This is a genomic window from Microcoleus sp. ARI1-B5, assembly GCF_036705795.1.
GTDB lineage: Bacteria > Cyanobacteriota > Cyanobacteriia > Cyanobacteriales > Microcoleaceae > Microcoleus.
This window is the reverse complement of sequence record NZ_JAUBVK010000036.1, coordinates 30,467-53,659: the sequence shown is the minus strand read 5'-3', so window position 1 is coordinate 53,659 and position 23,193 is coordinate 30,467. Positions and strand designations below refer to the sequence as shown.

The 23,193-nt window shown below is 48.1% G+C and carries 17 protein-coding genes; 11 read left to right on the top strand and 6 right to left on the bottom strand.

The features are described from left to right. The first annotated feature begins 163 nt into the window (after positions 1–163). Positions 164–697: an O-acetyl-ADP-ribose deacetylase gene (locus tag QUB63_RS30660; RefSeq protein ID WP_332949146.1), complete on the top strand. Its 534-nt coding sequence runs from the start codon at positions 164–166 to the stop codon at positions 695–697. 310 nt (positions 698–1,007) lie between these two features. After that, positions 1,008–2,123, top strand: coding sequence for a diguanylate cyclase domain-containing protein (locus QUB63_RS30655; RefSeq protein ID WP_332949145.1), 1,116 nt, complete (start codon positions 1,008–1,010; stop codon positions 2,121–2,123). A gap of 222 nt (positions 2,124–2,345) precedes the next feature. Here the strand turns inward: QUB63_RS30655 and QUB63_RS30650 are convergent, their stop codons facing one another. Then, positions 2,346–3,353: a methyltransferase domain-containing protein gene (locus QUB63_RS30650; protein WP_332949144.1), complete on the bottom strand. Its 1,008-nt coding sequence runs from the start codon at positions 3,351–3,353 to the stop codon at positions 2,346–2,348. 669 nt (positions 3,354–4,022) lie between these two features. Between QUB63_RS30650 and trxB the strand changes: the two genes are divergently transcribed. The 6 genes from trxB (at position 4,023) to QUB63_RS30620 (ending at position 9,393) form a co-directional block, all read left to right on the top strand. Further along, positions 4,023–5,393 carry a thioredoxin-disulfide reductase gene (gene trxB / locus QUB63_RS30645; RefSeq protein ID WP_332949143.1) on the top strand — a complete coding sequence of 457 codons (1,371 nt, stop codon included), beginning with the start codon at positions 4,023–4,025 and terminating at the stop codon, positions 5,391–5,393. Between the two features lie 177 nt (positions 5,394–5,570). Continuing rightward, complete coding sequence (locus tag QUB63_RS30640) at positions 5,571–6,452, top strand: ABC transporter permease (RefSeq protein ID WP_332949159.1); 882 nt, start codon at positions 5,571–5,573, stop codon at positions 6,450–6,452. Between the two features lie 150 nt (positions 6,453–6,602). Then, positions 6,603–7,802 carry an AAA family ATPase gene (locus QUB63_RS30635; RefSeq protein WP_332949142.1) on the top strand — a complete coding sequence of 400 codons (1,200 nt, stop codon included), beginning with the start codon at positions 6,603–6,605 and terminating at the stop codon, positions 7,800–7,802. A gap of 24 nt (positions 7,803–7,826) precedes the next feature. Beyond that, positions 7,827–8,459, top strand: a complete 633-nt coding sequence (locus QUB63_RS30630; protein ID WP_332949141.1) for a DUF4276 family protein — start codon at positions 7,827–7,829, stop codon at positions 8,457–8,459. Between the two features lie 94 nt (positions 8,460–8,553). Then, positions 8,554–8,706, top strand: coding sequence for a hypothetical protein (locus tag QUB63_RS30625; protein ID WP_332949140.1), 153 nt, complete (start codon positions 8,554–8,556; stop codon positions 8,704–8,706). 471 nt (positions 8,707–9,177) lie between these two features. After that, positions 9,178–9,393: a hypothetical protein gene (locus QUB63_RS30620; RefSeq protein WP_332949139.1), complete on the top strand. Its 216-nt coding sequence runs from the start codon at positions 9,178–9,180 to the stop codon at positions 9,391–9,393. Between the two features lie 255 nt (positions 9,394–9,648). Here the strand turns inward: QUB63_RS30620 and QUB63_RS30615 are convergent, their stop codons facing one another. Next, positions 9,649–9,870, bottom strand: coding sequence for a hypothetical protein (locus tag QUB63_RS30615; RefSeq protein ID WP_332949138.1), 222 nt, complete (start codon positions 9,868–9,870; stop codon positions 9,649–9,651). 157 nt (positions 9,871–10,027) lie between these two features. Here QUB63_RS30615 and rpoD point away from each other — a divergent pair, with 157 nt between their 5' ends. Then, positions 10,028–11,197 (top strand): RNA polymerase sigma factor RpoD, encoded by a 1,170-nt coding sequence (gene rpoD / locus QUB63_RS30610; protein ID WP_332949137.1) that lies wholly within the window; start codon positions 10,028–10,030, stop codon positions 11,195–11,197. A 776-nt stretch (positions 11,198–11,973) separates the two neighbouring features. Here the strand turns inward: rpoD and QUB63_RS30605 are convergent. From QUB63_RS30605 to QUB63_RS30595, 3 genes are all read right to left on the bottom strand, one after another. Next, the gene (locus tag QUB63_RS30605) at positions 11,974–12,126 is read right to left on the bottom strand and encodes a chlorophyll A-B binding protein (protein WP_332949136.1); all 153 of its coding nucleotides are present in this window, start codon (positions 12,124–12,126) and stop codon (positions 11,974–11,976) included. Between the two features lie 122 nt (positions 12,127–12,248). After that, entirely contained in the window at positions 12,249–13,550 is a 1,302-nt protein-coding gene (locus QUB63_RS30600; protein ID WP_442921767.1) for an ABC transporter ATP-binding protein, read from the bottom strand. A gap of 330 nt (positions 13,551–13,880) precedes the next feature. Then, positions 13,881–16,433 (bottom strand): DNA gyrase/topoisomerase IV subunit A, encoded by a 2,553-nt coding sequence (locus QUB63_RS30595; protein WP_332949134.1) that lies wholly within the window; start codon positions 16,431–16,433, stop codon positions 13,881–13,883. A gap of 184 nt (positions 16,434–16,617) precedes the next feature. On the opposite strand from QUB63_RS30595, the gene QUB63_RS30590 reads away from it, so the two are divergent. Both QUB63_RS30590 and QUB63_RS30585 read left to right on the top strand, forming a co-directional pair. Next, entirely contained in the window at positions 16,618–16,845 is a 228-nt protein-coding gene (locus tag QUB63_RS30590) for a hypothetical protein (protein WP_332949133.1), read from the top strand. Between the two features lie 843 nt (positions 16,846–17,688). Then, a complete protein-coding gene (locus QUB63_RS30585) occupies positions 17,689–18,084 on the top strand; it encodes a response regulator (RefSeq protein ID WP_332949132.1) in 396 nt (131 codons plus the stop codon). Between the two features lie 870 nt (positions 18,085–18,954). On the opposite strand, the gene QUB63_RS30580 is transcribed toward QUB63_RS30585, so the two are convergent. Continuing rightward, on the bottom strand, positions 18,955–23,097 hold the full coding sequence (locus QUB63_RS30580) for a DNA-directed RNA polymerase subunit beta'' (protein WP_332949158.1): 4,143 nt from the start codon (positions 23,095–23,097) through the stop codon (positions 18,955–18,957). Positions 23,098–23,193: the final 96 nt, after the last annotated feature.

Sequence of the window (23,193 nt, the reverse complement as noted above, 5' to 3'; positions counted from 1 at the left end):
TCCTCTGCGGTTCATAAAAAAAGTCTCGTTCACAAACCAGCAGAGGATGGCCGTACTAACGGCAGATAAATTTGCCCGTCGGGAATTGGGAGAGTTGGGTTTGCATTGCGAGCCCTGTTCCAATTTGTTAAGCTCGATTTGAGATTTAAAATTTTGAATTGCGATGTTAGAACGCATAACAGTTATTGAAGGCGATATTACAAAGCAAGAGGTGGATGCGATCGTCAATGCAGCCAACGAAACTCTTTTGGGAGGCGGCGGTGTTGACGGAGCCATTCACCGGGCGGCCGGCCGCGGTTTGTTGGAAGAATGCAGAAAATTGAATGGCTGTGCGACTGGTGAGGCTAAGATTACTGGCGGTTACAGCCTTCCTTGTCGCTGGGTAATTCACACCGTCGGCCCCGTTTGGAAAATTGGCCCCGTCTCGGAAATTGGTACTCGTCGAGAGGATGAGCTGTTAGCTCGATGTTACCGCAACAGTTTGACTTTGGCCCAGCAGTACAAAATCCGCACAATTGCTTTTCCGGCTATCAGTACGGGCCTGTTTTGTTTCCCCATAGACCGGGCAGCCAAAATTGCTGTGTCTGAAGTTAAGCAGTTTCTCGCCAACAATAGCTCGATCGACCAAGTGCTTCTGGTTTGTTTCGGACGATCGGCCTGTGAGTGTTATTTGAATGCCGTCGCCGAAATAGTTTAGATTGTTTAGGTCGATCGAACTCCTGCATTTGGCAGCTTTCATACAACATATTCAAATCGCATACATCTTCAGAATTAAACACCAACAGTAACAGCCAACAGTAAAAAACCGAGTAATAATTCAACAAATCTATAATTAAGTGAGGATGAATCAATGCACTGCAGGCACGGCTGAAGCTAACGCAGCAACTTATCCCTTTAAATAAACAGTGTAGTAAAGAATACAGCCATTCCTAACAAACAAATGTTAATATAAGTTAATAGCTGACACTGGCTTTGTTGCTGCTGTATTGTTCATTCGGATCTGCGCTGTGTCTGTGGAATTTATCGCGCCATATAACTTGCCTGAAAAACCACCCGAAAATTTAACTTTAGAGTCTACTCTTAAAGAGCTGGCTCTATTCAATTTTCAGATTGAAGCTTCATCCCTAGCTAAAGACGTAGCTAAGTTATTTCAAGCTCACCCGCTGCTTCCGGGAGTTATCTTGACCGTCAACGGCGATTTTTTAGGGATGATATCGCGCCGGCGATTTATGGAACGCATGAGCCGCCCTTACGGAGTAGATATATTTGCTTGCAGACCGATTTTGGCTTTGTATCAAATAGCTCAAACCGATATTTTAATTTTACCAGGAGTAGCCTTAATTGTCATGGCAGCTCAGCGAGCAGTGCAGCGGCCGCCGGAACAGCTTTACGAGCCGATAGTCGTGCAGTTAGAACCTCAAGTTTACCGACTTTTGGACGTGCATCAAGTATTGGTAGCTTTATCTCAAATTCACCAACAAGCTACTTGGTATATTAGCGAACTTTACTACAATTTATCTGTGACACAATCTGAGTTGGAAGCAGCTAACTCTCAACTAAAAACAGCTAATTCCGAATTGTATCGCCTTGCTAACTCGGATGGCTTAACTCACGTAGCAAACCGCCGCTGTTTTAACCAATACTTAGAGAAAACATGGCAGGAATTGGGAGAAGAAACAGCAGAACTATCTTTGATTTTATGCGATATTGACTTTTTTAAGAAATACAACGATACTTACGGACATCAGGCGGGAGATGCTTGTTTGCAACAGGTAGCCCAAACTATTGTTGAGGCTGTAAATTACTCAGCAGGCGAAGTTTCAGAGGAAAGGCTGGTAGCTCGCTGGGGAGGCGAAGAATTTGCGGTAATTTTACCTCGAACTTCACCAGAGATGGCTGTCTCGATTGCAGAACAAATTCGAGTCTGGGTGAAAAAACTGGAAATTGAAAATATTAAATCGCCAGTGTCGGCTTGTGTTACACTGAGTTTGGGAGTGGCGACTACGGTGCCGCGCTCGGAAATTTCAAAAAAAGATTTGATTGCAGCAGCAGACCGTTCGCTTTATCAAGCTAAAGACGCAGGGCGTGATCGAGCAATCCTCGGTACTATAAAGTTAGATTAAGTAGATCGGCAACAAAAATTGGTTCGTAGTAAGGACTTTAGTCCTCATCAAAATTTGCCAAGTTAGATTGAGTAGATAAGCAGCAAAAATTGGTTTGTAGTAAGGACTTTAGTCCTCATCAAAATTTGAGGACTAAAGTCCTCACTACGAACAACTTTGATGGGATATGAGATAATTGTGGAGAGAATAGTAAACACTGAGTCCGCTCGCACAATCCACACTTTACATCCAAGCGCGCTCTGCCGTCCAGTGCCTGTCCGAAGATTCATAAATTCTCAACCCCTGCAATCGGGCAGTTTCCAGCATCGTCTCAACTTCATCCAGCGTAAAAGCCGCTTGCAGCGAATCGCCGAACAATTGTTTCTGATGCGAGTTGCAATCTCCCGCATACATCTGAACTAAATTATCCCTCATAGTCTCATCCACAGGCCGGAGTAAATCCCGCAAAAATATTGCTCCGTTCGGTTTTAAGACTCGCTTGACTTCCTGCAAAAACGGCAGCGGGTCGGGCAAATGGTGGATAATGCTGTTAGAAATCACCATGTCAAAACAACTCTCAGGATAAGGCATAGCTTTAGCATCAATTAATTCCAGCTTAATTTGCTGCTGAACTCCGGCCTTTTCGACATTCTCCGCTGCTAATTTCAGCATATTTGCCGACAAATCAATGCAAGTCAGCTCCCAGTCCGGACGCATTTGAGCAATGGCGATCGGGATTCTCGCCGTACCAGTCCCAGCATCTAAGATTTTCCCACACATCGGCCCGAGGGATCTCGCACTTTTAGCAAAAGCAGCATTCACCTCAGTAAAATCCATCGAGTCATACTCGACAGCTTCTTCCCAAGTATCCATAACCTCCGGTTCAAGAACGCGCTGCATAAAATTCGTCTGATTATCGGACATTTCCAGATACGGACTCAGTTTCGCCTGCAAAATCTCGACTAACTCCGGTTCCATATATCTGTAATTATCGGGGATTTGCAGGCAAATAACCTTCTTGCCTTTAAGACTGTCGGGAAATTTGCTGCCAAGTCGATCGCTATGCTTCTTTTCCATCACAAATATGACATCAGCCCAACCAATCAAACCTTCAGTTACTCTAATTCTGGCACCTTTTTCCGTTCCAGCCGATCGCGCGCAGCAGCCGCCAACCTTCTGGCATATTTTCTCTGCCGTTAAACTCCGCCACTTGTTTTGGCTGCAAACAAACAATATCTTGATTTTATCCATTAGTCTAAAAAGCAAAATTCGATCTTATCTGCGTTAATCCGCGTTAATCCGCCTACATCTGCGGTTAAAAATCTTAATCCCATTTTTCCCCGATCGCACCTTCTTTATCACAATAACTGTATTTTGTCAAATTTGCCTAAATTTTGCTTACAATTCTTAACTCATAAAATGCGTATTTTGCATAAAAAGTTGTATGTATTACATTTGCTGAGTTCGTTTATTTAACCAATTTAAAGGGTTTCAGGCTACAAATGCAAAATTAGTCATAATGCCCCTGGAGTATCAGAATCATATAATAGCTCAAACGGCGCAAATACGTCAAATAAATGAGAATAGAATCAATAGTGAAGCATGGTAATTTTGGGGGTTTTCGGGAATTGATTGAACATTTAAAACGAAAATAATTATTATATTGTTTTTGCTTATGAAACCAGATTGAGTTGTCCCGATCGCCCTTTTCCCCTCAAAAATAGTAAGTACGATCGATCGCGCCATCGCATCAACCTAAGTGAAAAAAAGAATGCAACTGTAAGCAAGCTGCAAACCCATACAAAATCAGTCGTTTCCAGTCTAAAATCTAAAATCTCAAATCTAAAATGGTATAGCCTCAAGCTTTAAATCTGCTACAATTAAGTTAAACGAAGTCGTTATGAGTTCAACTAAATAGCTATGACCAACGAAACCGTAGAAAACCTAGTAATTATCGGCTCAGGCCCAGCAGGCTACACCGCCGCGATCTACGCCGGGAGAGCAAACCTGAAACCCGTAGTCTTTGAAGGCTACCAAACCGGAGGCATTCCCGGCGGTCAACTGATGACCACCACAGAAGTAGAAAACTTCCCCGGCTTTCCCGAAGGCATTACCGGGCCGCAACTGATGGATCGGATGAAAGCTCAAGCAGTGCGCTGGGGTGCGGAGTTATACACGGAAGATGTAACTTATGTTGATTTAACAAAGCGTCCGTTTACAGTGCGATCGGAAGACAGAGAAATCAAAACCCACACCATAGTAATCGCTACAGGCGCGACAGCGAAACGACTGGGACTGCCTAGCGAACACGTATTTTGGAGTCACGGCATTTCCGCTTGTGCGATTTGCGACGGCGCCACCCCAATTTTTAAAGGAGTAGATTTAGCTGTGATCGGCGCGGGCGACACCGCAGCAGAAGAATCTATTTATTTGACAAAATACGGCTCTCACGTACATATGCTGGTGCGGCGCGATCGGATGCGCGCCAGCAAAGCCATGCAAGACCGAGTGCTGAGCAATCCCAAAATTACCGTGCACTGGAACACCGAAGCACTCGATATTTTGGGAGAGCCCGGAGGGAAAATGGACGGGGTGAGACTTAGAAACATCGAGACCGGCGCCGAGAGCGATTTGCTGGTGAAAGGTTTGTTTTACGCGATCGGTCACACTCCCAACACTCAACTTTTCCAAGGTCAGCTAGAACTCGACGAAGTAGGCTATATCTCTACCAAACACGGTTCAGTAGAAACCAGCGTCGAGGGAGTTTACGCTGTCGGCGACGTGCAAGACCACGAGTTTCGCCAAGCCATCACCGCAGCAGGTAGTGGCTGCATGGGGGCGATGCTGGCTGAGCGCTGGCTCTCAGTTAACGGTTTAACGCAGGAATTCCGTCAAACTGAGGAATCCGAGTCACCCGCCTCCGCGCCGGAAGCTCCCAAAGTCCGCAAAACCAGCGAGAATTTTGATATCAACGACACGCGCCACGAAGGAGGTTATGCTTTGCGGAAGTTGTTCCACGATAGCGATCGGCTGATTGTGGTCAAATACTCGGCTCCGAGTTGCGGCCCTTGCCACAGTCTCAAACCGATTTTGAGCAAAGTAGTAGATGAGTTCGAGGGCAAAATTCACTATGTGGAAATTGACATCGAAGAAGACCCGGAAATTGCTGAAAATGCTGGCGTGATTGGTACGCCGACGATTCAGTATTTCAAAGACAAAGCTTTGGTGACTGAGCTCAAGGGAGTTAAGCCGAAAAGTCAGTACCGGGAGTTAATTGCCAGCAATTTGTAAGAAGGCAAATTAGCGAAGACTTTTTAACCGCAGATATCAGCGGATGAACGCGGATGAACGCTGATGTAATTTTACCTGCGTGTATCTGCGTTCATCTGCGGTTAAAAAGTCTTCTTATGGTTTTCGGTAAATATTGATATGCTGATGAAAACAAATCTGACGCACCAATTATCAGTTATGGCTCAAAGCCGCCTCCGACTACCGCGATTTCTCAACATTGCCTCACCCTCAAGCCTGTCAATGAAAATGATGTGGGCGGGTTTGGCAATCACTGCCGTGTTTGTATTGGTAGCCGCATTGTCTCCAGCGATGCAAGCTTGGGGATGGCTGCAAAATCCTACCGATGCTTTGATTAATCCGATTCACGAACCGCCGTCGGCGAATTATTGGTTCGGTACCAGCCGCAGCGGCTACGATGTGTTTTCCCGGACGCTGTTTGCTTCGCGGGCGGCTTGGCAAGTCGTGATTTTAGCCACAGCTTTGAGTTTGTTTATCGGCGTGCCGCTGGGTTTGGTTAGCGGTTATTTGGGCGGAAAGCTCGATCGGGTGCTGTTATTTTTAATGGATACAATTTATACGTTGCCGGGGTTGCTGCTGTCTTTGACGCTAGCATTTGTCGTGGGAAAAGGAGTATTGAATGCTGCGATCGCCCTGAGCATTTCCTACATCCCTCAATACTACCGCGTCGTCAGGAATCACACCGCCAGCGTCAAAACCGAATTATTTGTCGAAGCCGCCCGCGCCATGGGTGCAGACACTTGGACAGTGCTGTCGCGCTACCTATTTTTGAACGTCATTGGGAGCGTACCGGTGCTGTTCGCACTCAACGCCGCTGACGCAATTTTAACATTAGGAGGTTTAGGATTTCTCGGTTTGGGACTTCCCGAAGAAACTCCGGAATGGGGACACGACTTGCGTTTAGCTTTAGATGCGCTACCTACCGGCATTTGGTGGACAGCTTTGTTTCCCGGTTTAGCCATGACTTTAATGGTAGTCGGACTGTCTTTGGTGGGAGAAGGATTAAACGAATTTGTCAACCCTCGGCTGCGGAATCAGTAATCATTTTTCTGTAGCACAACCTCAAAAAACCCAACACCCAGATTCCGGACTTCTTTGAGAAGTCGGGAATCTAACGAAAAAGCGTTTTAGGTTTAATGAAAACGACCTACTTATCCAAGAAACACCAAGTATAGTTAAGGAGGTGAAATTATGAAAAATATTCCCCGTATAGAGTATCTTAAAGTCCAAAATTACCGAGCTTTACATAATCTAGAACTCAAAAAAATAACCCCCTTAACTGTCTTATTAGGGCCTAATGGTAGCGGTAAATCAACTATTTTTGATGTTTTTGCTTTCCTGTCTGAATGTTTCAATGAAAGCCTCCGAAAAGCATGGGATAGAAGGGGCAGATTTCGAGAATTACGCACCCGAGATAGTACAGGCTGCATCATTATTGAATTAAAATATCGAGAGACATACAAATCGCCGTTAATTACCTATCATCTCGCCATAGATGAAGAAAATAATCGACCTTTCATCGCTGAAGAATCGTTACAGTGGAGGCGAGCCAGCCAAGGTAAACCTTTTCGGTTTTTAGACTTCAAGAAAGGCGAAGGACAAGTCATTAGTGGCGAAAGTCCTGATGAAGAAGGCGAAAGGATTACCGAACAACTGGCATCACCTGAATTATTAGCCGTAAATACATTAGGACAATTTGCCAAACATCCTCGCGTCAGCGCATTAAGACGCTTTATTACAGGTTGGTATTTATCCTATTTAACCGCAGATAATACCCGCAGCCTTCCCGAAGCAGGTGCACAGGAAAGATTGTCCCCCACTGGTGACAATTTACCTAATGTTATTCAATACCTAAAAGAACAACATCCCCAACGGTTAGAAGAAATACTAAAAACCCTTTCTGCTCGTATTCCACGCCTCGAAAAAGTCGAGGCTCTTGTCATGCAGGATGGCAGACTTTTGTTGGAAATTAAAGATGCTCCTTTTTCTCATCCCATTTTGGCAAAATATGCCTCCGATGGTACGTTAAAACTCTTAGCTTATTTGACAGTTTTATTCGATCCAAATCCCCCGCAATTAGTGGGAATAGAAGAACCCGAAAATCATTTGCATCCGCAATTATTACCTCAGCTTGCAGAAGAATGTCGTTCCGCTTCTGCTAATACTCAATTAATGATAACAACCCATTCTCCCTTTTTTGTAGATCGTTTAAAACCCGAGGAATTATGGGTATTATATAGAGATGAAAAAGGTTTTACTCAAGCCAAAAGAACCGCAGATATGCAGGGAATTAAACAATTTATAGAAAACGGTTCATTGCTCGGTTCGCTGTGGATGGAAGATTTCTTTGATGTGGGAAATCCCCTCAAAAATGCGGGTGTACCGCAATGATTTTAACTTGAAAATTAAGAGTAGGTGAGCATTTTGCATCTTGAGTTTTTAGTGGAAGAAGCATCCCTAGAATCAGCTTTGAGCCAGCTTTTGCCCAAAATTTTGCCATCGGCTGTTACCTCTAAAATTCATGCTTTTCGAGGAAAAACAGATTTACTGGCTAAATTGCCTAACCGTTTGAAAGGTTATCAAGCATGGCTTCCGCCTGATTGGAAAATTGTTATTTTAATAGATGAAGATCGAGAAGATTGTCTCAAATTAAAACAACAACTAGAAATAATGGCAATATCATCAGGATTAATTACTAAATCTTCCTCTCAAAAAGATAAATCATTCCAAGTCTTAAATCGGATTGTAGTTGAAGAATTAGAAGCGTGGTTTTTCGGCGATGTTGAAGCAATTCGCCAAGCTTATCCTAAAGTCTCTGCCAGTTTAGCTACTCAACAACCCTATCGCGATCCAGATGCTATCAAAGGAGGCACATGGGAGGCTTTGGAAAGAGTCCTGCGAAAAGCTGGATATCATCCGGGAGGATTAGAAAAATATAAAGCCTCTAGCGAAATTTCTAAATATATGAATCCTGAATTAAATCGCTCTAAAAGCTTCCAAGTCTTTTATCGAGGTTTATTAGAAAGTATCGATAGTCAGCAGGTATAATAAAATTTATAGACAAATTTTAATCCGATCATTGCTGAGCTAGGAGTGCGATGGCGTTCCGCCCCGCAAGCTACGATTATTTAGAGGTCAAGCGTTGGCAGAACACGCTGTAAAAAAACGTAACATAAATCAGATCGATCGCGCCACCGCCGTACCTTTCAAAATCCTTCAGCTAATGATGAGGCAACAGTACCGTGCGATCGCTCGGATTCAAGACAATTCGGCAATTGTACCTAAAATTGATTGAAGGGCTCGATCGAATCTTCACACTGTGACGATATATTTAAAGCAAGCGTAAAGTTAGTGCTTCCGGGAGATGGCGAATTGTGTGGCTTCTGATATGGTGCGATCGCGCCAGTGCGAGCCGAAAGCCCACAAATTTTAGAGCAGTTTGCAGCCGCCAGTTGCGCGGCGGGTTAACTCTGAGTAAAATTTATCCTGGTGGTTTTTGCCGCTGACGAGACAAACTCGTTTAGAACTGCTTAAATGAGAATGTGACGTTAAGAACTTAATGTGATTTAACGTCAAAATTAAACCCAATTTCTGAGATTTGAGCTAACTTAACAATGAAAGCCCCTGTTGCACTACTAAACCCGCAACGCTTCATTTGGGGTCATCGTCGGTCTCTCACCAGAGAGTTGCCGGCTTACAACTAAAGCTCGCAAGCTTTATTCAATCGCAGATTGCGTATGATTCAATTCAGGGAAACAGGGTAAAAATGGGTGCATCTACACGGATTGTATTAGTCCCAATTCGGGCAAGTCAAAAATTGCCTGCTAACTGTCTGGCAGACTACGCCGCAGCCGTTCACCCAGATATGCACACAAAACAGCGCCGTTCGATCGGCAATAAAGTTTTTGCGGGCCATTCTCAGGATTTAGCAGGGCCCGACATGAGTCCGTATTGTCAAGCTAACCTGACAGAGTTTTCCTAGTTCTTGACAAAAAACGGAAAACAACTTCCATTTTTTGTGAGAAAGGCTACAATCGGAAGGGTCTTTGCAAGATCCGATTCTCACTGTTTGGTGCTTCGACCCTCTGCTGTTGCATTTTAGGCAGCAGACCCGCATACTCGGTGGCGAAAATTTGCCGTGCAACTGTGATGTATGACAACATCGTGAAAGCAGCAAGCAAATCAAAAGTTGGACACCTCGAACACAAAAGTTAGAGGGCTCCGTGCCGACAAAATTCTAGGGGTAAAAGGTCGAAGTAGCGAGTAAAAAAGCCAGTATTTTTTGAGGTGCGATCGATCGCATCTCAGGGTTCGCCGCTCTGGCCAAGGTATCGCAGATGCTGCGATAACTAGCGGTCAAAGAAAAAACCGCACGCTCAATCCGAGGTTGCGACGTTAAAGTGTGCGATCGATTGAATGCGCTGGCTACTTCTTTCCCAGAACTCGAACTTTGACTCATCAAACTGGTGCAGTTCGGTCACTGCTTCACTTAGCAGACCGAAAATCCCACTATTTCTTCCTGCGTCCATGTCAATACTGGCTAACTTGTCTAAACTACAAACAGACACTATTCCACGGTTATTTATTCTTTAATTCAGGAGCATGAGGAAGGCGGCATGATCCAGGCTAACACCGTACTCGAAACCAAAATCAAACCCACAATGGAAACAATCGAGTTGCTTAGGAACGCCGAAAGCGTTCTACCCGAAAGCGAGTTGGAACTCTTTATCGACGAAGAAGACGATCGAGAAGATTTTCTAGACTCTCAATCTGAGGAGGACGACACTAAAGCTGGCAAAGGCGCGAAAGCCCGCCGTCGGGCTCAGGCAAAGAAAAAGCATTATACTGAAGACTCTATTCGTCTTTACCTGCAAGAAATCGGTCGGATTCGACTGTTGCGAGCTGACGAAGAGATTGAACTCGCCCGCAAGATTGCAGATTTGCTGGAATTAGAGCGAGTTCGAGAACAACTTCTCGAAGAGTTAGACCGCGAACCCAAAGACAACGAATGGGCTACTGCTGTAGAGATGGCACTACCTGCATTCCGTCACCGACTCCACGTCGGCAGGCGCGCCAAGGAGAAGATGGTGCAATCAAACCTGCGTTTGGTGGTGTCGATCGCCAAAAAGTACATGAATCGCGGTTTGTCTTTCCAAGATTTGATTCAAGAAGGCTCTTTGGGTCTGATCCGGGCCGCTGAAAAATTCGACCACGAAAAAGGCTACAAGTTTTCTACCTACGCAACTTGGTGGATACGTCAAGCCATCACCAGGGCAATCGCCGACCAATCCCGGACTATCCGCCTACCGGTTCACCTTTACGAAACCATCTCGCGGATTAAGAAAACTACGAAACTGCTTTCTCAGGAAATGGGCCGCAAGCCTACGGAAGAAGAAATCGCCACTAAGATGGAGATGACGATCGAGAAATTGCGGTTCATCGCTAAATCCGCACAGTTGCCTATTTCTTTAGAAACTCCGATCGGCAAAGAGGAAGATTCGCGTCTGGGAGACTTTATTGAATCTGACGGGGAAACGCCAGAAGATCAAGTCTCGAAGAACTTGCTGAGGGAAGACTTGGAAAGCGTTTTGGATACTCTCAGCCCCCGAGAACGGGATGTACTGAGGCTGCGTTACGGCTTAGATGACGGACGGATGAAGACCTTGGAGGAAATTGGTCAAATCTTTAACGTCACTCGCGAGAGGATTCGCCAAATTGAAGCTAAAGCCCTGCGGAAGTTGCGCCATCCCAACCGCAACAGCATCTTAAAAGAATATATCCGCTAGAGTATTTGTCTCGCATCACCCAAAAGAGTGATTCGCACTCTTTTGGGGAGAAACCCCCCACCGCAGTTGTGAGCGATCGCTGTTAAATTTTGTGCTGCTAACTGCAGGGCGAGCAAGTCGCTATTTGCAGCGGGCCAATCCCCCTGCAAAAATTGCGCTGCTAAAAGCGCCCGGGCAAAATTTTGGGAGTCCCCAAAGGAACTCCCAAGCTTTGCAGTGTCTAAAAAATCTTAACTAGAAATAGGACAGATACATTTAACCTGGTAAATCCCGGACAATCCGAGATTACTAAGTATAGTAAGACTTGGAATTATTGAAACTCCTAGTCAAAGAGGTATCTCTCAAAGCTTCCAATAAAATATCGAAAGCGCTCTTTGAACCACAACCTAAATTATGGTTAGACGAAAAACAACTTACAAATATGTGCTTTTCTGTCATGCTTACTACAACACAGCTATTTAGCTGCTTGACGCTTCAGCACTTGATTGAGCTTGCAAGTCAGATTATGTTTAGCTGCTTGCTCTTCGCTCCCATGGCAATTAGGATAACGCATTTTCAAGAAATTACCGGAAATTTACAAAAAGTAATCTACTTTACTGCAACAGTCCTGGACGCAACAAGATACCTAAAAAAAATCTTTAACTATTGTGACAGTTGCGTCCAGGACTATAGGATTTACCCTCATCAACCCGGTTTTTAAGAAAAATCTTACTGCATCGATCGGCTAATCATCAGCCGGGTTTCTAGATCTTGAGTGCATCCACGGTTCTAGAAAATTAGAGCAAGCCCCAGAAGTGAAGCAGGCCTTGACCCGAAACCAATTCAATCATGACAGCAGCAGAGAAGCCAATCATCGCCAAACGACCGTTCCAATTTTCAGCTCCTTCGGTGAAGCCCCACTTCCAAGCGTTGCGTTTTGGTTCTTGCATAGTATGAACTCCCTTCGTTAACTTTTGTCAGGGTTGTGTAAATTAATATAACAATGGCTTGAACAAAGTGCAAGTTTGTGATTTTTGCTCTCCGTGACCGCGATCGACCTTTCTCCTGTTCCCTAACGAGGAAAAATAGCCAATTCGGTATCCGGGTCAAACAAGTGAATTTTGTCATGGGCGATCGCCAGCCACAGCTTTTCGCCAACTCGGACCGATCGCTCAGGAGGAACCCGCACCTGCATCCGCACGGCCGGAGCATCAGTCAAACACACCCGCAAATAAGTTTCGTGTCCCAAAGCCTCCACAATTTCCACTTGTACCGACAGATTTTTGGTAGCAGGAGGGTGAATGCTCAGATGTTCCGGCCGGATGCCCAAAATCAGCCCTCGCCCGTCATATTGCTGTAAATTTTTCGCCCAAATATCGGGCAAAGTAAAGCGAAACTGCGGGTGAGAAATCAACAGCGGGGCGGTAAACTGCACCTGCAAAAAATTCATCGGCCCAGAACCGATAAACTCAGCCACAAACAGATTAGCCGGCTTGTTGTAAAGCTCTAGAGGCTTAGCGACTTGCTGAAGCTGACCTGCATTCATAATCGCAATGCGATCGCCCATAGTCATCGCCTCAGTTTGGTCGTGAGTCACATAAATAGTAGTAGTTCCCAACTGCCGCTGCAACTGCACAATTTGCGATCTCGTTTGGGCCCTCAATTTCGCATCAAGATTCGATAGCGGTTCGTCCATCAAAAACACCTGAGGATTGCGAGCCATCGCCCTACCCAAAGCTACCCGCTGCTTTTGCCCTCCCGAAAGTTGTTTCGGCAAGCGATTTAAAAGAGGTTCTATTTGCAACAATTGAGCTACCTTCAGGACTCGTTCTCCTACCGCCTTTTCCCGTGCAGACAAATAGCGCAAACCCGGAGGAAACTTGCGAGTTGCTCCTACTAAAAAATCTTCCACTAAAGTATATATTCGCTCGTTGTTTACAGTATTAGAAGCTAAATAATTAATAACCTCTTTTACCTGATTTCTAATTCTTTCTGCCTTCTCCCTGCTTCTTTTTTCTTGGTCTTTCTCTTCTCCAGAATCCCCCCTAACTTCTAGCTGCTCCCTTCTAGCTTTTTCCTTGTCCCTTCTTCCTTCTTTCTTCTTTCTATCCGTTAAATCCGTTACCCCATCCGTTGCCGAACTTCCTTCTTCCTTCAGTGAGCGGCGCAATCCAAAGGCTAGATTATCGTAAACAGTTAAGTGAGGATAGAGAGCATAATTTTGAAATACCATAGCGATATCTCGGTCTTTTGGAGGCAAATCGTTAACTAGCCGATCGCCAACCCAGATATTGCCCGCTGTCAAAACTTCCAAACCGGCGATCGATCGCAGCAAAGTGCTTTTTCCGCAGCCTGAAGGCCCCACCAACACCATGAATTCCCCGTCTTGGACGGTCAGGTTAATCCGCCGCAAAACAGTGTTAGAAGTTGAGCCAGAGGCCTCTGGCGAGACACTTTCTGCGACGCTGTTTGCTGCTTTTTCCTGTTCTCCTTGGCCCAGGGGAAAGCTTTTGTAGATATTTTCTAATACAACTTGCGCCATCAGACGATTTTAGATTTTAGATTTTAGATTTTAGATTGGGGGAATTGGAGAATTGGGAAATTGGGGAATTGGAGGCTTTTCCTCCGGCTATGTATTCCCAGGCCGATCCTGAGAACAAGGCTTATTTCCTATTACCAATTCCCCATTACCAATGACCAATGACTATTGACTGCTGATAACCTTGATAATTCTTTCACCCGGATTGAGGTCAAAAACTCGATCGCCCGGAGCATCCTTCCCCCAAAAAGCTATAGCATCAGCCGGAGATCGCAGCAAGCGGCCAGAAGTAGTAAAAAGTTTAACATCCGTACCCGGAACAGCCCGCAGCAAGCCAACCAAAGCATCTTTAGGCTCTGCGAAGCGAAAAGCTTGAGTGCCAATTTCGCCGCGGTTAGTCAGCCTGACAGAACCCGCAGGCATTCGCTTAGCCCAACCCAACTCCGAAATTAGCACCAGACTGTCCTCGGGGTCGATCGTAATACAACCCACCAACTGTTCCTGCTTCCGCAACCTGGTGACTTGAGAACCCTGGGCGCTGCGGCCCATTGGCGGCAGTTGTTCGTCATCGACATCAAACCGGAGGACTCGGCCTCCCGAAGTTGCGACGGCCACTTGATCGCCAACTTGGCCCAGACTGGCGCTGCGCAGCCGATCGTCCTCCTTGAGTTTAACAACAGTCACGCCGCGATTAGTCAAATCAGCAAATTCCTGCATCGGCAAGCGCTTAATTTTCCCTTGTTGAGTCAGAGTTACTAAATCTGCAGCCTCCGAATTTTCCGGCAAAATAAAATGTGCAACTGTGATTTCCGAAAAAGCACGACCGGCACTTTCTTTAGTAGCGCTGGGCGACAACAAGCTGACAATCGGGGTTCCCCGATCTTTTTGGCTGCTGCTAGGAATATCGGCAACTTTCAGCGGGTAAGCTTTGCCGTTAGGAGTTAAGATGACCAAAGTGCGATCGGTTTTCGTCAGGTTCGCCGTCACAATAAAATCTTCATTTTTTTCGGGAGCCGAAACCGATTTTTCGCGAGTTTTCGATCGCGGACGTTCCCCAGCCGGTACGCGGCGCACGTACTGCTTGTGCGAAAATTCAACAATAGTTTCCTCAGGCTCTATAACGGGCAATAAGTTAGGCTGAATCGTTGCCGGTAACAACGGCTTCACACCAGCATTTTTCTTACCAGAAACTTGTGGTTCGGGGTTGGCTGCGCGTCCGGTTCCATTGGCAAATTTAGTGCGCCGTCCGTCAGCGTACTTGCGTTTGAGCGATCGCAATTCCTTCTTCAAAGCCTTCAAAAATTCGCGCCTGTCGCTCAACAACCGCTGCAATTCTTGAATGTTCGCCATCAGCTCATCCAACTCAGACTGCAAATTTTGTCTTTCCAAACCAGTCAGCCGGCGCATCGGCATCGCCAAAATTGCATCAGCTTGACTTTCGCTCAAATTGAGGCGAACTTGGAAAATTTGCTTAGCAGTAGTACCGTCAGGAGCATTTCTGAGAATGTCGATCGCAGTATCGAGATTTGTCAAAGCCAACATTAAGCCTTGAACAATGTGACAGCGGCGTTCTGCGGCCTGCAATTCGTAATTGTAGCGGCGGGTAAGAGTTAATTCTCGGAAATCCAGAAATTCCTGCAACAATTGTCTCAGCGTCAACTGTCGCGGTTGACCGTTGACAATTGCCAGCAAAATCGCGCCAAAATTTGTTTGCAGGTCAGTTTGTTGGTAAAGACGAGCCAGAACTGCTTCTGGGGTAAATTCCCGCTTCAGTTCAATCACCACGCGAATGCCATCGCGATCGCTCTCGTCGCGCAAATCAGCAATACCGTCGAGGCGGCCGGCATTCACCAACTCCGCCACCTTTTCAATCCAAGCAGCCTTATTTACCTGAAACGGAAACTCCGTCACCACGATCGCCGTTTTAGTGCGCACCTTGCGATTACCAGGCACTTCTTCCACCCCAGCCACACCCCTCACCGCAATGCTACCTCGACCCTTGGTGTAGGCGTCAACAATGCCCTCTGTAGAGACGATTTCCCCCCCGGTCGGGAAATCCGGGCCAGGAATCAGTTCGATCAACTTCTCGTCGGAGAGTTCCGGGTTTTCAATCAAAGCAATTAAACCGTCTACCACCTCGCCCAAATTGTGGGGCGGGATATTAGTAGCCATCCCCACAGCAATGCCAGTACAGCCGTTGAGCAGCAGAAACGGCAACTGAGCAGGGAGCGCCATCGGTTCCTGCTGGGAATTGTCAAAGTTACCAGTAAAATCAACAGTTGCGTCGCCGACTTGGGTTAGCATGGCTTCGTGGGCGATCGGTGCCAGCCTAGTTTCCGTGTAGCGCATCGCAGCAGCCGGGTCATTGTCCACCGAACCGAAATTGCCGTGACCCGCAAGCATTGGATAGCGGCTCGAAAACTCCTGAACCATGCGCACCAGAGCGTCGTAAACCGATTGGTCGCCGTGGGGGTGATATTTTCCCAAAACATCCCCAACTACCCGGGCGCACTTGCGGTAAGGTCGGTCTGGTGTCAAACCGAGTTCGTGCATCGCGTACAAAATTCGACGGTGCACGGGTTTTAAACCGTCGCGGACATCAGGCAAAGCTCGCCCGACGATCACACTCATGGCATATTCGAGGTACGATTGCTGCATCTCGGCGTGCAGAGGCGTAGAAATTACTTGCCCGGAAAGTAGGTTGAGTTGTTTAGCCATGAGTCCTTGTGTCCGTTAATTCCTGAGTGAAGACAGCCTCTGTCAGTCGATTTGAGATTTTAGATTTGAGATTTTAGATTTACTCGCAGCTTTGAATCAGGGAGTAGGAACTCTTAGTCTAAAATTTTGGGATCTCCACGACGATGGTACGTGGCACGGTACCCGTTTTTGGGCGGGGTCAATAATGCTCAGGTTGCCTGTCTCGACTGAAAAGCGTTTGCTGATGCAGCGAACCGAAAGTTCGACAAAACCGCCCAGCGGGAGGATAAAAATAAATTTAACAGGTGAAAGCAGTGGTGAGAATGCCGAAGACGGGCAACACTTGCCTCTTACTCTCCACTCTTACACTAACCTCTATGTTGCCGACAGGAGCGCCTACCTGTCTATTTATCGGCCGCCGCGAGAAGGTTGATTCACAGTCATGCTTTTTCTTATAATCGCTCACAAATGCCGATCGCCGGAGAATTCAGCTCCGTCAAAAGCTCGAATCGCGAGTTCTCAAGCGTCTGACAGCAGCTCGATCGACCAAATAGTCGATCTTTTAAGCCGTCTCCTGCGGTCAAAACCCAGAATGGGGAATCCCCAACAATCCCCGCGATATTCGCTACTGCGAATGCTTCGGCCCGAGTATGTGAATCAACATGGCTTGACTCTAAAAGCAAGAAAAAAAATAATTGTCAAGCCTCCGGGACTCTCCTACCAGTTACAATAAGTAATGCAACTGTAGACCCGCGCTCCAAACCCTTATCTCATCAATCATGCCCAATCTAAAATCTAAAATCTAAAATCTCAAATCTAAAATGGTACAAGTCGGAAGGTTGACCGAAAGAGAGGATAAGCAGCACCTCCCGCCAGAGATTGTCTGTGATGTTCGAGGGGGAGAGGGGGATTCTCGCTCGTGGTTCGAGGATTTGACTGTGAAGGGGAATAGGGAATTCAAATATACAATTTAAATCTACAACACCTTACTAAAAATTTGCTGCCGGGGAATCTTGAGACTATCGCCAGTGTTAGGTCTAGTTCTAAAAAACCACTAAACTGTCTGTATGTAGTAGTCTAAATGATGGTAATGGATGCTTCTGGGCATCTGTACACCCTCTGAGAGTTAGTGGCTCAAGGATATATATGCGGGTTTTGCAGTCTTTCCCGGCTGATGGCGCTAAAAACTCTGCATTTTTGACGGGGAATGTAATCCCCGTGCCGTGTTCCTCTTTGGACTAAAGTCGCAAAGTTTCCATACTTCCCATATTTATTTATGAAAACCGTTCTGATTGTAGAGGACGATTTGGTCAATGCTCGGGTTTTTTCCAAAATACTGACGAAGCGGGGGGGCTTAGCCGTCAAGCACACGGAAAATGTTGAAGAAGTGATGCAGATTGCAGCATCCGGCGAAGCTGATTTGATTTTAATGGACGTGTCTCTTTCGCGGAGCGTGTACCAGGGAAAATCTGTTGACGGCATTAAGATTACTCAACTGCTGAAAGCAGACCCGCAAACAGCCTCGCTGCCGATTATTTTGGTGACTGCTCACGCGATGGCTGGTGATAGAGAAACGTTTCTCGATCAAAGCGGTGCCGACGGTTACATCTCTAAACCCGTAGTAGACCATCAAGAGTTTGTCGATCGGATCAAGGCTTTGCTCCCTCAGTGAGCGAACCATATATGGAGAAGGAAGTTCGGCAACAGATTCGGACTCGTCGGATGTAACGGATGTAATGGAGGGAAGACGCGAAGGTTTTAGTTATCCTCGCCAGAAAAGGAAGAAGGAAGAAAGAGTCTTATACCATTTATAAAAAGTCTTGCTACAAAACAAGTGTTGGGCTTGTTGACTCAACGATTGTGTAAGGTGCGGCTCTGTGAGATTGTCGCTCTTTATGCCGCCGGAATTGTCTTTCTTCGACGCACCCTACGAATAATGTTGCATGACTTTTAATAATTGGTATTAATTGTTGGGAGCATCTGTGCGCAAGCTGTCGCGAGTGGGAGCGTCCCCAGTCAAGAGCGAGTCTTGTATAACCCGTGCTGTGCTATATGAACTCGCACTCAAACAAAAAAATGCTTTTTACAAAGCAGGAGACGATCCCTAATTGTAAGGCCAAGTTCAAACAATTAAAATTCTGGAAAATCAAGTTTTCTTGAATTCGGATTTATGCCTTCTGACTCATATCTTCTGACGGAGAGTGTCCCGGCGAGTGGATGTGCCGATCGCCTATGAGTTTTGAGTTCTAAGTTTTGAGGTATAGCACTCATGAGCGAAAGATTCGCGGACGCTTGGGCAATGAAAGAAAAAGGTAATCGGTAATGGGGAAAAAGCTTGCGGTTCAAAAGCTCACTCCCTCATTATTCATTACCCATTACCTTTTTCCCCATTACCAGACATACCTCACTCGGGGTGAGACTCTTAGGCTTAAGAAATTTAAGATTTTTCCACTCGCGCTCGAAGAGCGCGGCTTGCGACGAACCAGAAAATTGCCGCGCAGTTCGCGATCGCGGGCTGCGCGGCAATCTCAAAACACTCCTCTTAGTCTTCGTCCTCGTCGAAGTCGTAACCGATATCATCATCCTCGTCGGCGTGAGCCCCTAAGGCATCATCATCAGTATCAGGGACAAAATCGTCCTCATCAACCTCAACCTCATCAAAATCCTCATCGGCCTCAAGGTCAGAGTCGCGCCCGACATCAAAAGGACTCTCGATCGTATACTTGCGGCGCGCCGAGCGATCGTCCAACACCACATCCTCCTGCAAATCCTGGATGTCGTCATCAAACACGGCACCGTCAAAACCCGCATCCTGAACGCTAGCATCCTCGTAGGCATTGAACCCAGTACCCGCAGGAATCAAGCGGCCGATAATCACGTTTTCCTTGAGCCCGCGCAGCCAGTCAGACTTGCCCTCGATCGCAGCCTCGGTCAGCACCCGCGTAGTTTCTTGGAACGAAGCAGCCGAAATAAAGCTGTCAGTATTCAGCGAAGCCTTAGTAATCCCCAGCAGCACCGGAGTGTAGTCCGCCGGCGCCCCGCCAGTAATCGACATCGCCTCGTTTACCTGCTCCACCTGCCGCAGTTCCACCAACTCGCCCGGGAGCATGGTAGTGTCGCCGCCGTCCTCCATCCTGACTTTGTTCGTCATCTGGCGGACAATCACCTCAATGTGCTTGTCGGAAATATCTACGCCTTGAGACTGATAGACAGACTGCACCTCGTTCACCAAGAAAGTCTGCACTTGCTGGAAACTCTCCAAAGCCGCCTCAAAAGTCGGCTGGCGCTCTTTGAGCACCTGGAAAAATACCTCCAGAATCTCGTGAGGGTTCGCAGGCCCGTCCGTCAAAGGTTCGGCAACGCCCACGCGCTGGCCGTCAGACACGATCGGGTTTTGACCGGGCAACAAAGGATACTGCTCGATCCGACCGTCATCCTCAACCACCGCCAGTTCCACAACATCGTCGTCGGTGACCACCTGAGCCGTCCCCGGCCGCTTGGCTAAAATACAAGCCTCCTTCGGCTTCCGCGCCTCCAGCAGTTCCTCAATCCGGGGCAAACCCTGAATGATGTCTCCTGTCTTGGCCCGCTCGAACACCAGGATGACCAAATTGTCGCCCCGCTGCACCAAGTCGCCGTCGTCTACGTGGAGCACCGCACCGCCGGAAACCCGGTAAGGGCGGGCCACCCGCAGGATAATTTTCGCCGGTTCCCCGGAATCGGACGGCGGTACAACCTTCACCACCTGGCCGGATTCTTCGAGAAAGCACCCAGGCGCTACCTCTGTACCGGCCACCAGCAACTGACCGGGACTGACCTCTGGCGTACCCGCCACTTCAACCGACACAGAATCCGCATCCCGCATCACCAACAGCCGGCGCACCGGTTCGTTGACTCCCTCGCGGATGCCGCGCACAATCCCCGCTTCTTTGCAGAGAATCTCCGTCCGGGCTACCACTGCCCCCGGGGCGATCGACTGTCCGTCCTCCACCAACAGCCTCGTGTGGGTGCTGCCCTGGGTGGGATCTGCCGACACGTCCCGCCGAATTACCAGCGATTCCAAAATCACTAGCTGCAAGCGGAAAATCCGATTCGGCAGCTCGCCCCCATCGGTTTCAAGCAGAGCGAGATCCTGCTCCCGTGCAGCTTCATCAGACGATCCCCAAGCCGGGCCGGAATTGTCCGCCCCAAAAGCGAAAGCATCATCCTCATCCGGCAGCAGCTCGATATCAGCAGCCAGTTGCGGCGCCCCGGAACCGATTTCTAAAATAAGCTGAGTCCGCAGCAGTTCCAGTCCTTCCACAGATTTGACGCGCTCTCCGTCCTTATAGGGCAGCCGCTGAACAGCCTTGAGGGCGATCGACTCGTTGAGCGCCGTTTGGGAAGGCACGGGCGGCTTGTCGGGCACTGGGAACTCCACGACCGGCCGCAGCAGCAAGGCTGGACCTTCGGGGGTTTCGATGTATTCGGCATAGCCCAATTCTTCGGCAATCAAGCCCGGGAAGATTTCTTGACCGGCGCTGACTATTTGACCCTCGCCCAAAGTCAGGGGCGGGCGATCGACCGCGTGCATTGTCCCGGGCTTGATGACTATTTCCCGGAGGATGTCGTTTTTCTGGGTTACTTCTACCGCGCCGCTGGTTTGGCAGAAAATATCTTTGACGACTTCGGTACCGGCTTCGACGAACTGACCGTCTTCTACCAGCAGCAGGGAAATGTCTTTGTTGACTTCGTGGCACTCTTCTGGTATCCACAGCAGGGTGCCGCCCTTGACCACTTCGTAGCCGAGTTTGGCTTTGCCGCGCTTGTGGACTTCGACTCCGGCGTATTTGACTATGCCTCCGGTGGCGGTGCGGTAGCTGTCGTCGAGCAGTTCGGCCACTACTTCGCCGTTGATGACTTTGCTCCCGGGTGCTGTTTTGAGCGAAAACCGCTGGTTGGAAGCGGTTTCGATGATGTAGTGGTCGCGGCCGCCTGCGCTTTCGGCGCGGACGATTGCTTGGTCTAGCAGCACTTGAGCCGTGATGATTTCGATTTCTCGCTCGTCGGCGATGCGGACTACGCCGCCGTGTTCGGAGACGAGTTTGGTTTCGGCGATGACGCTGTTAGCTGCTATCCGAGAGCCATTTTTGACGGCGGGTTCGGCACCCGGGAGCAAGTTGTACACTTCGCCCGAAAGAATCCAAATCAGCCCGCCCCTGCTGGCCGTGCGGGTGGTGTTGCCTTGGCGGTCGGTTTTTTCTTCGGGTACCAAGTCAGCAAACTTCGCCTCGCCGGCCAAGTCGGATGCTACGTCGGTTGTGACTTTTTCGGTTGTTTTGCGGGCGGCGCGTCCGACGATCGGCACTTCTGCCAAAACTTGACCGGGGACGGCGCGCTGTCCGTCTTTGACCATCAGGGTGGAACCTTGGACGATCGCCAGTTCGATCTTGAGCTTCTGATTTTTGGCGCCGGATTTGCCTTCTTCAAAGCCGTCGCCCTCGAATACGAGTTTGCCGTTGTTTTCGGCTACGAGGGCTTCTTCGCCGTGTCTGGTGCGGAATCCGCGGGTGCGCAAGTTCTTGAACTTTGCCACGCCCGGGAAAGGCGCGCGTTCTTGTTTGGCGACTTCTCCGGTGAATACGCCGCCCGTGTGGAAGGTGCGCATGGTGAGCTGGGTTCCCGGTTCGCCGATCGACTGGGCCGCAATAATCCCGATCGCTTCTCCCATGTCTACCATCTGCAAGTGGGCGAGGCTCCAACCGTAGCAGCACTGACATACCGATCGGGTGGCTTCGCAGGTTAGGGGCGATCGCAAATAAACTTCTGCGACTCCGGCTTTACCAACTTCCCCTGCCAGCTCCTCAGTAATTGGCTGATTTCGCACGGCTCTTTCGTTCCCAAAAGCCACGATTTCTCCGGTTTTGGGGTGCACCACATCTCGGGCAAACACGCGCCCCAGCAGCCTGTCTTTCAGGGGAATCAGCACGGTCGCACCGTCGGTCATCGGCCGCACGCGAATTCCCCGTTGGGTGCCGCAGTCTACTTCCCGCACGATTACGTCTTGGGATACGTCCACTAACCGGCGCGTTAAATAGCCGGAGTCGGCGGTGCGGAGGGCGGTATCTACTAAGCCTTTGCGGGCTCCGTAGGAGGAAATGATGTACTCGGTGACGGTGAGTCCTTCGCGGAAGTTGGTTTTAATCGGCAAGTCGATGATTTCCCCTTGGGGGTCTGCCATCAATCCGCGCATCCCTACTAGCTGCCGCACTTGGGAGATGTTGCCCCGGGCGCCGGAGAAGGCCATCATGTAGACCGAGTTGAGAGGGTCTGTGGCTCGGAAGTTTTTGACTACTTCGTCTTTGAGGTCTTCTGAGGTGCTGTTCCAGGTGTCGATTACTTTTTGGAAGCGTTCGACTTCCGTGATTTCGCCTCTGGTGTATTTCTGTTCGGTGATCCGGATTTCTTCTTCGGCTGCATCCAGCAGTTGTCGTTTGATTGGGGGTACTTGCAAATCGTCTACGCTGATCGAAACTCCCGCTTTGGTCGCAAACCGGAAACCCAAGTCTTTGAGTTTGTCGGCCATTTGTGCCGTGCGGGCCGTTCCATAGTTCATGAAAGACCAAGAGATTAACTTTTTGAGCTGACCTTTGTCAACAACTCGATTGCGAAAAACAATTTCCTTATTTTCTTTGTTTTCTGTCATTTTTCTGCTGTTAGTAATTTGGTCATTAGTCATTAGTCATTGGTCATTAGTCATTGGTCATTGGTCATTGGTAATTAATAGAATTTCAGCAGCCTA